Genomic DNA, 10,413 nt, shown 5'->3' with positions numbered 1-10,413 from the left:
CTGTTTCTCCACCCTTTGACCGTAGAAGCCCCAGGCCCGGCGCGACAGGCGGAAATCCTTACGGAACCGGGACGTTTGCCCTCGGGCAGCCACCGAACAGGCCGACGGCGTCGCGTCCGAACCTCAACTGACGCTGAGCCGGAGCTGGCTGTCTAGCTAGGTTCTCCGCGCAGCGGGGCCGTGGCGAACTCGTGCATGCCGTCCTCAAAACCGTGCTCGGGGATCCAGCCCAGCTCGGCTCGCGCGCGAGCCGAGCTGGCGGTGATATGCCGGACGTCGCCTAGCCGGAATTCGCCCGTGACCACAGGGTCCGGCCCTCCACCAACAGAGCTCAGGACCGCCGCGACCTGTCCAACGGTGTGGACCTCCGCTGCACCGATGTTGTACGCCCTGAAGCTGCCTGGCGCCACGGCCCTGCCGCTCGCCAATGCATCAATCGAGCACAGATTTGCTTCCGCCACGTCCGCGACGTGGACAAAGCTGCGGCGCTGGCCGCCGTCCTCGAACACCTTCACCGCCTCTCCGCGGGCCAGTGCAGAACGGAACAGGCTGGCCACGCCCGCGTAGGGGGTGTTTTTGGGCATCCGAGGGCCGTAGACGTTGTGGTACCGAAGAGCGATCGCAGTGCCTCCGGTTGAGCGCGCCCAGGCGGACGCCAGGTTTTCCTGGGCCAATTTGGAGGCGGCATAGACGTTCCGCGGATCGAGGGCCGCGTCTTCGGTGACCAGTGTCGGCAGTAGGAGCTCCCCGGTCGCAGGGTCCCGGGGATCAAAGATTCCGTGTACGAGGTCTTCCACCAGGCGCGGCCGCGGGCGCACGGGCTTGCCGGCTGAGTCCGTGTAGGCGCCTTCTCCGTAGACCACCATGGAGGAAGCCAGTACCAGCTTGTCGATGCCGGCCGCGGCCATGCCTGCCAGGAGCACGGCCGTGGCCAGGTCATTGTTGCGGATGTAGTCCGGGGCGTCGGAGAAGTCCACGCCGAGGCCGACTTTGGCGCTCTGATGGACGACGACGTCGACCCCCGCGAGCGCCGCTGCCACCGCGGCCGGGTCTCCGACGTCGCCCACCAGCAGGGGAACGCCGGGAAGTCCTTGTGGTGGATCCGGGTGCACCGCCGGATCCAGTGAGTCAAGGATTCGGACCTCCCAGCCGCGGGCCACCGCGGCATCGACAACATGGCTACCTATGAAACCGGCTCCTCCTGTGACCAGAATTCTCACGGCCCTGTCCCTTCCGCGCCGGGGCGGAGAGGGCCGGCGTCGCCCATCACGGCAGCGACCGCCGCGTCCGGCATGAGCGCCATCCGCCAGTTTCCGCCGTCGTCCGCCGGCTCAGCGTTGGCCAGCCCCGCCCAAACGATCCGCACCGCGTCGGACAACACGGACAGGATCCGGGGCTGCGCCGCCGCCAGCCGGCCCAGCACCAGCTCTGCCGTCACGGGTTCGGAGCCGTCGTGCCCGGTGTCGGCATCCGTAATGAATGCCAGCGCGGCGAAGTGCATGTTCAACTCTGCCGCGAGCACGGGCTCCGGGTATTGGGTCATGCTAATGAGGTGCGCACCTGCCTGGACCAAGACCGCGGACTCGGCCTTGGTGGAGAAGCGCGGACCGTTGATGGTGGCTACAGTGGCCGCCTCAGCGAAGTCTTCCCCCTGTCGCTCCAGGGCGGAGATGAGTGCCGCGCGCAGCGGAGCGCTGTAGGGCTCGGCGGCGGGCAGATGCTGCACTCCGGTGGGCAGCGAGCCATCGTAGAAGGTGTCCGAGCGGCCCCAGGTCCTGTCCAGAACCTGGTCCGGCACGGCAAACATGCCGGTTCCGTGGCTGGAAGCCAGTCCGCCCACAGCCGCGGAGGAGATGACAGCCTCCACGCCTAGGCTCTTGAACGCCCAGAGGTTGGCCCGGTAGTTGATCTGCTGGGGGGCAATGCTGTGCACGCGCCCGTGCCGGCTCAAAAACGCGACCACTGGGCCGTCCGCGCCGCCAGGTCCATCCGGCGCTGCCAGCCGGGCGACGGTGACGGGGCTTGAAGGCGGCCCGAACGGCGTCGCGAGATCGAGCGTGTCGAGCACGACCGCTCCGGGCAGCTTGTAGAGGCCCGTGCCGCCAATGATTCCGATCCGGGCGTGGCGTTCCAAGGTCAATGACATGCCCCCATCATGCCAATGCTTGCCCTGGCCGTCGCGGGTGGAATCCTTACAAGTCCAGAACGGGGGCCCGCCTACCTACGGAGCGCCCCAGGTGCGAGCGGTTCTGCAACCCGCCACAGTTTAGGCCTGCAGGGCCCCCGCCCAAAGGTTGATATCGGACTCGACGGCGAATTCGTCAATCTTCTCGAGCTCATCGTCGGTGAAGCTCGGGCCCGAAACTGCCGCCAAATTGTCTTCCAGTTGCCGGACGCTGCTGGCACCGACCAGGGCAGATGTGACCGGGATGCCCTTCTTCTGTGGGCGCAGCACCCAGGCTATGGCCATCTGGGCGAGGGACTGCCCGCGCTGTGCCGCGATCTCATTGAGCCCGCGGATCCGGGTCAGGTTCTCTTGGGAGAGTTGGGTGTCCACCAGCGACTTGCCTGCGGCGGCGCGGGAGTCCTCCGGGACGCCGTTCAGGTACCGGGTGGTCAGCAAACCTTGCGCAAGGGGCGAGAACGCGATGGCGCCTGCGCCCACCCGCTCAAGGGCTTGGAACAAGTTGGGCTCGCCCTGTTCGGTCCAGCGGTTGAGCATCGAGTACGAGGGCTGGTGGATAAGCAATGGTGTGCCAAGGTCCTGGAGGATGGCAGCCGCCTCGAGCGTCTTGTCCGGGGAATAGGAGGAAATGCCGGCGTATAGCGCCCTGCCCGAGCGGACCGCGGTGTCGAGCGCTCCCATGGTTTCCTCGAGCGGCGTATTCGGGTCCGGGCGGTGGCTGTAGAAGATGTCCACATAGTCCAGGCCCATGCGTTCAAGAGACTGGTCCAGGCTCGAGAGCAGGTATTTCCTGGAGCCCCATTCCCCATACGGGCCGGGCCACATGCGGTATCCGGCTTTGGTGGAGATGACCAGCTCGTCGCGGTACGGCTTGAAGTCCTCCCTCAGGTGCCGGCCAAAATTGGTTTCGGCACTGCCGCCGGGCGGACCGTAGTTGTTGGCTAGGTCGAAATGCGTGACGCCGAGGTCGAAAGCGCGGCGAAGGATGGCCCGTTGTGCCTCAAAAGGCTTGTCGTCGCCGAAGTTGTGCCAGAGGCCCAGTGAGACCGCCGGAAGTTTCAGACCGCTTCGCCCGACCCTTCGGTATGGCATGGAATCATAACGGTCCTGCGTGGGGGCGTAGTTCATCAATGTAGTTTCCCTTGGATAGATATCTGAAACGGTTATGTTCTTGCGTCTGTTCAGGGGGAGGTTCGGGAACCAGGGGTCCCTGTGGCGTCGGACCCGTCCCTTTCTTCGGATGCTTGTGCAGCCTCAGGGGTGCCGGTTCCGGCGCCGAAGCTGCCAAGCAGCGCGAGTGAATCCGCCGACGACGACCCTGGCGGGGCGGAATACACCCTTAGCATCTGATCCGGATCGTCGGGCAGTACCAGGTCTTCAACATTGAGTTCCAAGTCCCCGACTACGGGATGGTGGAGCCGCACAATCCCCGCCGATGCTTTTGCCACCCGGTGCCCTGCCCACCACTTGCGGAAGTGCTCGCTGGATACCGCGAGTTCGCCGACGAGTTGACTTGCCTGCACGTCGTTGGGGTGACGCCCGATGTCCACGCGAAGGGATCCCACCGCATCAGCTGCTACGGTCTTCCAATCCCGGAAAAGCGATTGTGCGAACGGATCGAGGAGGATCCACCGGGTCAGGTTCCGTTCCGTTGCGGGCATTGTGGGGAAATCGGCAAGCAGGAGGATGGCAAGACGGTTTCCGGCAAGAACATCAGTGCGTCGACCGAGGATAAGGGCAGGCACGTTGCCCACCGCGTCGAGAAGCTGGTGCAGGCCGGGCCGCACTCGCTGCCCGGAAACGGGCGGACGCTGGGACATCGCACAATTCTGCAAAAGGTCCATCATGTGCGCATGCTCGCCCGGATCAAGGTTCAGTGCACGCGCCACAGAGTCAAGCACCGATCGGGAGGGGTGGATGTTGCGGCCCTGCTCCAACCTTGTGTAGTAGTCCGTGCTCACATCAGCCAGCCGGGCGATCTCTTCACGGCGCAGCCCCGGGACCCGGCGCGCACCGGGACCGGCGCTGATCCCGGCTTGCTCCGGGGTCAACCGTGACCGCATCGCCTTCAGGAATTTTCCGAACTCTGCACTCTGACCCATGCCTTCAATTCTGCACCGCCGGATTCGGGCTTTCCATTAGGCAAGGTAGGTCGCTCAGTCCTAGGAAAACCAGGGAGCGTCACAGCTGCTGACATTATGCCCCTCGCCGCATAACGTCGTTTGCAAGGACTCGACGGAACCGGCTCTAGGATGAGTCGCTCCGAATCCCCGCTCACCGCTGCCCGAAGGATGCCTGGGGCCCGTTTCGGCGCGGACTAAAACCAAACGACAGAAGAGAACCATGGATTTTTCGCTCATGATGGCTTGCGCAGTCATCAAGTCCATCAACCACGAAGCACTCAGCGCATTGCCGAATGCCCCGGTTATCGCTCCACGGCCCGCCGGACGTACCCACAGGCGGCTGGTCCGCCTTCGGGCGTTGCTGGCCCGTGTTCTACACCAGGCGGCCTGGGCCGTCGAACCTCGCTTTGCCAACTACAGGGGGAGCCAGACACTCAATCAAGAAGACAGCGGCCACCCACAGCGCGCATGAGACATCCAGGTTCCTGAAGAGTACCTAGCCCTCGCGGTCGATCTGCAGATGGCTGAGTCCGCTCACGTCGAGCCAGTACTGAGTGGGGGTCTCTACGAGGCGCAGCAGCACGCCCTCGCAGGAAGCGCAGCGGACAACGATCCCGGGCGCGTCAACGTACACCATCGTCTCCCCGAAAACGCGGACAGCACCGCAGTGCCTGCACCGTCCGATCGCGGCGACGATATCGAAGCGAAACAGCTCCCACAGCTGTCCCGCCACCGCGTTTCCATCCAGATGGGGTATTGAATTGCCTTCGATTCCAGCGATGTCCAGATCGTCGAAGCTCGGTTCCTTGGCGCCTGGAGAATCGGAGCCGTTGTTGGCACTCACCGGGTTCCTCCCGTTCCGCCGAAGCGTTCGGTCTTGATGGAAGCGGTCGGATATCCCGCCTGTACGAGCCATTCCGCAACCGTTTCCACAAATACGGTCTGGCCGCAGATGAAGATGTCCGGGGTGGGGTCGGGTGGCAAGATGTTGGCCAGCAAGGTTTCTGCCGTGAGCCGTTGCGCAGCAGTCGGCCAACCCGGTGGCGTCTTGCGCGTGAAGATGTAGTCGACGGTGAGCTTGGAGGATTCTTGGCCGAGGGTACCGAGCTCCTCCCGGTAGAAGCCCGCTTCGGGCGATTTGAGCGAATAGAGCAGCCGGAACTGCGCCGGATTTTCTGATGCATGGTGTGCGCGGATCATGGACATGAGTGGCACGATGCCGGATCCTCCAGCAATCAGCTGAATAGAGTTTGTGTCAGTCGGTTTCCAGACGAACCAGCCACCCACCGGCCCCCGGATTTCCAACTGGTCCCCAACCACCAGGTCTCTGACCAGATAGGGGGAGACTTCTCCGTTGGCCAACTCGTCAACGGTGATCTCCAGGGTTTCGTCCATGCCTGCCCTGGCCACGGAGTATGAGCGCACGGCCGTGTAGCCGTCGTCTGCAGTGAGGCGGATGTCGATGTGCTGTCCGGCGAGGTTGCCGTTCAGGCCGTTCACGCGCAGCCCTATGGTTCTGGCGGTCTCCGTTTCGGGCATGCTGCTGACGACGTCGGCCACGCGCCACAACGTACTCACCTGGCGATCCTCATGAGTAACGCTCCTCCCGCCACGGGTCGCCGTGGATGTGGTAGCCGTTGGATTCCCAGAAACCAGGATCATCACCCCGCGTCAGCTCGATGCCGTTGATCCATTTTGCGCTCTTCCAAAAGTAGAGATGGGGCACGATGAGGCGGGCAGGTCCGCCGTGCGCGCGTTCAAGTGGCGCACCGTCGAATTCCCAGGCTACCCATGCTCGGCCACCAAGGAGATCCGGGAGCGGGACGTTGGTCGTGTATCCGCCGTAGGAGTGGGCCGTCGTGAACTCGCAGCTGGTTTCCACGTTCTCAAATAAAGTATCCAGGGACACTCCTCGCCACGAGGTGCCCAGCCTGGACCAACTGGTCACGCAATGAATGTCCGTATGGATGTCTGTCTGGGGCAAGGCCATGAATGCATCCCAAGACCACGCATGGCGCTGACCTGCCTCGGTGGTGATGAAGAATTCCCAGTCAGCGGTGGGGATTCGGGGCGCAGGGCCGGCCGTAAGGACTGGAAAGCTCTCGGTCTGGTATTGGCCAGGCGGCAATGCTGGGTTGCCGCTCTGCCGTCTGCCGTGGAATTTAGACGAGATGATGCCCATCATGTACCTCCGATGCGGAGCGCCGGGCCGACTGTCCTCGGTTCCCCAACGATAGGGCAATCGCGGGTGCAGGGTCTAGATCCTTACCGCGGCGAGCAGCTTCGGGAGGAAGACCCTCTAGCGTCTCCCGACCAGCCAACCTCGTAATGGGTTAATCCATTTCGAGGCGACTCCGGAGTTGCTGCGGGTAATCCTCGTATGCAGCGGCGATGTCTTCAAGATCGATCATCGGCGGGAAATCGATCACGGGTTGATGCTCGGCGAGGAAGCGAACAGTCTCCTCCACGACCCGCTTCCCGTCGGCCTTGGACAGCCCTATGCGTTCAAGATAATCGGGATCGGTTCGGAAAAGTGACTCCACTGTCTGCCCTTCTGCCTTCGAACGCACTGCGTACTCGTTGTCATTCACCAGTTCAATCTCGAAGGTGTTGTCCATGAATGCAGGGTACGCCTGGACGGCCGCCACTTCGAGGTCGGGGTTGCCAGCCCGGGCGTGCTTCCCGGGGCGGGGCATGCAGTTCACATGGGGAAGGGGTCTGGCCGTCCTAGGACTGAGAGGGCCACGCGCGAGGGCTGGGTCAGACCCTACTGTGGATTCGACACCGCCGGCACGGATCAAGCACGCCAATGGTATTGCCCAACGAGGCTTGACCAGGCGTCCGGTCGGGACCATCGAGCTATACCGAGGGAGTAACGATGAGAATTGCAGTGACCGGAGGAAGCGGAAAGCTGGGCCGACACGTGGTGCGCCGGCTCACGGAGGACGGGCACCAGGTGTTGAACCTGGACCGTGCAGGTGCGAGAAACCCCGGCCTGGCGATCGTGGACTTGCGCGACTACGGTCAGGTGTTGGATGTGTTCTTGGGGCTGGATGACCGGCACAGTGGCTTCGACGCCGTGGTGCATCTGGGTGCCATTCCCGCACCCGGCATCGTCCCGGATGCCGCCACGTTTGAGAACAACATGCTCTCCACCTACAACGTGTTCCAAGCGGCCCGCCGGGCCGGCATCAAGAAGGTTGTCTACGCCTCGAGTGAGACGGTGCTGGGCCTGCCGTTCGACGTCGACCCTCCCTATATTCCGGTGGATGAGGAATATCCGGCCCGGCCGGAGAGCACGTATTCGTTGGTGAAGCATCTTGAGGAACAGATGGCTATCGAACTCACGCGTTGGGACCCTGAGCTAAGCATTGTGGCGCTGCGGTTTTCCAACGTCATGGACGTGGAAGACTACGAACGGTTTCCCTCCTTCGGCTCGGACGCCATGCTGCGCAAGTGGAACCTGTGGGGTTACATCGATGGCCGGGACGGCGCGCAGGCTGTGGCCCGGGCACTCGAGAACGGCAAGCCGGGGTTCGAAGCGTTCATCATCGCCAACGCGGATACGGTCATGAGCCGATCCAGCGCCAGCTTGGCCGCAGAGGTGTTCCCGAATGTGAAGGTGATCAAGGAACTGGGGGAGCACGAGACCATGCTCTCCATCGACAAGGCAAGGCGGTTACTGGGGTTCGCGCCCGAGCATACCTGGCGGACCTACCATCCCAACCGCACTACCCCCACCGAGGACTGAGGAACATCATGCAGTATCGCACTTTGGGCAACAGCGGCGCCGTGGTTTCGAACTACGCGCTGGGAACCATGACCTTCGGGGCCGAGGCCACCGAGGAAACGTCCCGCGACATCCTGGACAGCTACGTCGCAGCCGGCGGCAACTTCATCGACACCGCCGACGTTTACAGCGCCGGGGTATCGGAGGAAATCATCGGCCGCTGGCTCGCCGAACGGCCCGATGCGCGGGACCAAGTGGTGCTGGCCACCAAGGGCCGCTTCCCCATGGGGACGGCGCCGAACGACGTCGGCACCTCCCGACGCCACCTCACGCGGGCGTTGGACGACTCGCTGCGCCGCCTGGGCGTGGAGCAGATAGACCTCTACCAAATGCACGCGTGGGACCCCATTACGCCTTTGGAGGAGACGCTGCGTTTCCTGCACGACTCCGTCAGCAGTGGCAAGATCGCCTACTACGGCTTCTCCAACTTCCTGGGGTGGCAATTGACCAAGGCCGTCCACGTGGCCAAGGCCCTTGGCTGGAGCGCACCGGTGACCCTGCAGCCGCAGTACAGCCTGCTGGTCCGTGAGATCGAATCGGAGATCGTTCCGGCTTCCCTGGATGCCGGCGTCGGGCTGCTGCCATGGTCGCCATTGGGTGGCGGTTGGCTCTCCGGCAAGTACAAGCGCGACGAACCGCCCGTCGGCGCCACCCGCCTGGGCGAGAACCCGGAACGCGGCATGGAGGCATGGCAGGCCCGGAACGAGGACCCGCGCACGTGGGACATCATCGGAACGGTGGAAAAGGTCGCCGCGGATCATGGTGTCAGTGCCTCCCAGGTAGCCTTGGCATGGTTGGTGGACCGGCCTGCCGTGACCTCCGTGATCCTCGGTGCTCGCACAACGGAACAGCTGGCGGACAACCTTGCCGCTGCGGACCTGGAACTCAGCCCCGAGGAAACCGGGCGGCTCACCCAGGCCAGCCAACCGCGCGTCGGCGTGTATCCGTACGGCCCGATGGCCCAGAACCAACGCAGCCGGAAGATCGAGGGCGGCCGGTAACGCCGGGTGCCGGGCCTCAGCCGCGCCCGGCATCTTCTGGGTTGGAGTCGGCGGCTTCGGCCGGTATCGGCTCAACTTCCCATATCGTCCGTGACCGCCGGGTGCCGGGCCGCGTGCTTGGCCCTCGGCGCCGGTTCAACGGAGTCCACGGCATAGGGTTTGGTCGCGGACCGCTGCAGTGGGCGACGCAGCCGCGCCTGATAAGCGCCGTTCCGGAACGTCGCACGGGGGTCCATCTGGAGAACCAGGAGCGGTTCGTCGCGGGAGGCGTCCACTCGCAGGAGCATGCCGTGGCGCCGGCCGTCAACGATCAATGGGGTCGCCGGCTCCACCGCGGTCTGCTTGAGGAGTTCCTGGTATTTCGGTCCCGCCGCCAAGAAGAGGATTCCATGGGAGACCCCAACCACTCGCAGCGGGATTACCGGGTTAGTCTGGCGCATAGACCCCGGGTGTGTTTCGTCATTCTTCGTAATGGATTCCGCTACTGTGCTCAACAATCGCTCGCATTCCTGGCACCTGGTCCGCTTCCCGACGTCGACCAAAAGGGTCACGCGCAGCCCTCTCGGTGCGCAACTCCATTTGTCGGACACAATGTGGCACCACGCCGGGTGGTACTCCTGCCCGTTCTTCATCACATAAACCTGATCTTCGCCGAGGAGGGGCACTCCCTCCTGCCAGGCGACCGGCTCGACGGGCTTGAGCCCGCCGAGGTCTTTGGCGCCTGCCCGGCCGGTATTGCTGGCCTTGAGGTACATGCGGATCCAAGGCCTGGGTGGCCGGCTTGGTCTAGGAATTGCGGGGCCTTCCTGTGCGGAGGGAGTGCGTTTCGCTCCCTGGTTACCCCTGTTCTAGCTTGATGGCTTTTCGCCCAAGTTGCCAGTCCGGCCGCCTATTGACTGCCCCTTGACTTTTCCCTTAGGGGAAGGTGCAAAGGTCGAGGGTGCAGGCGAAAAAGGGGGAGATCATGAAACGGGCCAAAGATGTAACTGACGCGTCTTTCCACGCCGATGTGCTGAAGTCAACCAAACCTGTTGTCGTGGAATTCTGGGCGGACTGGTCTGGACCCTGCGCAAGACTTTCGCCGGTCTTGGAACAGCTCGCGGTCGAATACGCCGACAAAATCGACGTCGTCAAAGTCAATGTCGACGAAAATCCCGAAACTGCAGGGGCCTTCGGGGTTAATTCGGTTCCGTCGGTATTCCTGTTCAAGGACGGCGAACGAAGAATCTCCGTGATCGGCGCCGGGGCGAAGCAGTACTTCGAAGTGGAATTCGCTGATTACCTTCGCTAACCCGTACTACACCGCGTGAACCC

At 63.5% G+C, this 10,413-nt stretch carries 12 protein-coding genes; 3 read left to right on the top strand and 9 right to left on the bottom strand.

The features are described from left to right. Positions 1-152: 152 nt before the first annotated feature. The 8 genes from OW521_RS23200 to OW521_RS23165 form a co-directional block, all read right to left on the bottom strand. Entirely contained in the window at positions 153-1,220 is a 1,068-nt protein-coding gene (locus OW521_RS23200; protein WP_268021799.1) for an NAD-dependent epimerase/dehydratase family protein, read from the bottom strand. Beyond that, on the bottom strand, positions 1,217-2,146 hold the full coding sequence (locus OW521_RS23195) for an MTAP family purine nucleoside phosphorylase (protein WP_268021798.1): 930 nt from the start codon (positions 2,144-2,146) through the stop codon (positions 1,217-1,219). Before OW521_RS23195 ends, OW521_RS23200 begins: the two co-directional genes overlap by 4 nt. 120 nt (positions 2,147-2,266) lie before the next feature. After that, on the bottom strand, positions 2,267-3,313 hold the full coding sequence (gene mgrA, locus OW521_RS23190) for an L-glyceraldehyde 3-phosphate reductase (RefSeq protein WP_268021797.1): 1,047 nt from the start codon (positions 3,311-3,313) through the stop codon (positions 2,267-2,269). Positions 3,314-3,366: 53 nt separating this feature from the next. Then, positions 3,367-4,287 carry a helix-turn-helix transcriptional regulator gene (locus OW521_RS23185; RefSeq protein ID WP_268021796.1) on the bottom strand — a complete coding sequence of 307 codons (921 nt, stop codon included), beginning with the start codon at positions 4,285-4,287 and terminating at the stop codon, positions 3,367-3,369. A 517-nt stretch (positions 4,288-4,804) separates the two neighbouring features. Next, complete coding sequence (locus OW521_RS23180) at positions 4,805-5,152, bottom strand: DUF6510 family protein (protein ID WP_268021795.1); 348 nt, start codon at positions 5,150-5,152, stop codon at positions 4,805-4,807. Further along, positions 5,149-5,886 (bottom strand): FAD-binding oxidoreductase, encoded by a 738-nt coding sequence (locus OW521_RS23175; RefSeq protein ID WP_268021794.1) that lies wholly within the window; start codon positions 5,884-5,886, stop codon positions 5,149-5,151. The genes OW521_RS23180 and OW521_RS23175 overlap by 4 nt, the downstream gene beginning before the upstream one ends. 10 nt (positions 5,887-5,896) lie before the next feature. Further along, on the bottom strand, positions 5,897-6,490 hold the full coding sequence (locus tag OW521_RS23170; protein WP_268026076.1) for a molybdopterin-dependent oxidoreductase: 594 nt from the start codon (positions 6,488-6,490) through the stop codon (positions 5,897-5,899). 151 nt (positions 6,491-6,641) lie between these two features. Beyond that, positions 6,642-7,004: a hypothetical protein gene (locus OW521_RS23165; protein ID WP_268021793.1), complete on the bottom strand. Its 363-nt coding sequence runs from the start codon at positions 7,002-7,004 to the stop codon at positions 6,642-6,644. 182 nt (positions 7,005-7,186) lie between these two features. On the opposite strand from OW521_RS23165, the gene OW521_RS23160 reads away from it, so the two are divergent. Both OW521_RS23160 and OW521_RS23155 read left to right on the top strand, forming a co-directional pair. Next, a complete protein-coding gene (locus tag OW521_RS23160; protein ID WP_268021792.1) occupies positions 7,187-8,059 on the top strand; it encodes an NAD-dependent epimerase/dehydratase family protein in 873 nt (290 codons plus the stop codon). An 8-nt stretch (positions 8,060-8,067) separates the two neighbouring features. Further along, the gene (locus OW521_RS23155) at positions 8,068-9,099 is read left to right on the top strand and encodes an aldo/keto reductase (protein WP_268021791.1); all 1,032 of its coding nucleotides are present in this window, start codon (positions 8,068-8,070) and stop codon (positions 9,097-9,099) included. 71 nt (positions 9,100-9,170) lie between these two features. Here the strand turns inward: OW521_RS23155 and OW521_RS23150 are convergent, their stop codons facing one another. Further along, the gene (locus OW521_RS23150; RefSeq protein WP_268021790.1) at positions 9,171-9,854 is read right to left on the bottom strand and encodes a hypothetical protein; all 684 of its coding nucleotides are present in this window, start codon (positions 9,852-9,854) and stop codon (positions 9,171-9,173) included. A 209-nt stretch (positions 9,855-10,063) separates the two neighbouring features. On the opposite strand from OW521_RS23150, the gene trxA reads away from it, so the two are divergent. Further along, positions 10,064-10,390 carry a thioredoxin gene (gene trxA / locus OW521_RS23145; protein WP_268021789.1) on the top strand — a complete coding sequence of 109 codons (327 nt, stop codon included), beginning with the start codon at positions 10,064-10,066 and terminating at the stop codon, positions 10,388-10,390. The last annotated feature ends 23 nt before the right edge of the window (positions 10,391-10,413 follow it).

The organism is Arthrobacter sp. MMS18-M83, from assembly GCF_026683955.1.
Classification (GTDB): domain Bacteria; phylum Actinomycetota; class Actinomycetes; order Actinomycetales; family Micrococcaceae; genus Arthrobacter.
Note: the sequence above shows the minus strand (reverse complement) of the source record. Positions and strands in the feature narration are given on the sequence as shown.

Bases quoted from the DNA above. Each gene is read 5' to 3' on its own strand.
- OW521_RS23195 (WP_268021798.1), bottom strand. From the start codon at position 2,146: ATGTCATTGACCTTGGAACGCCACGCCCGGATCGGAATCATTGGCGGC.
- mgrA (WP_268021797.1), bottom strand. From the start codon at position 3,313: ATGAACTACGCCCCCACGCAGGACCGTTATGATTCCATGCCATACCGA.
- OW521_RS23185 (WP_268021796.1), bottom strand. From the start codon at position 4,287: ATGGGTCAGAGTGCAGAGTTCGGAAAATTCCTGAAGGCGATGCGGTCA.
- OW521_RS23170 (WP_268026076.1), bottom strand. From the start codon at position 6,490: ATGGGCATCATCTCGTCTAAATTCCACGGCAGACGGCAGAGCGGCAAC.
- OW521_RS23165 (WP_268021793.1), bottom strand. From the start codon at position 7,004: ATGCCCCGCCCCGGGAAGCACGCCCGGGCTGGCAACCCCGACCTCGAA.
- OW521_RS23160 (WP_268021792.1), top strand. From the start codon at position 7,187: ATGAGAATTGCAGTGACCGGAGGAAGCGGAAAGCTGGGCCGACACGTG.
- OW521_RS23155 (WP_268021791.1), top strand. From the start codon at position 8,068: ATGCAGTATCGCACTTTGGGCAACAGCGGCGCCGTGGTTTCGAACTAC.
- OW521_RS23150 (WP_268021790.1), bottom strand. From the start codon at position 9,854: ATGTACCTCAAGGCCAGCAATACCGGCCGGGCAGGCGCCAAAGACCTC.
- trxA (WP_268021789.1), top strand. From the start codon at position 10,064: ATGAAACGGGCCAAAGATGTAACTGACGCGTCTTTCCACGCCGATGTG.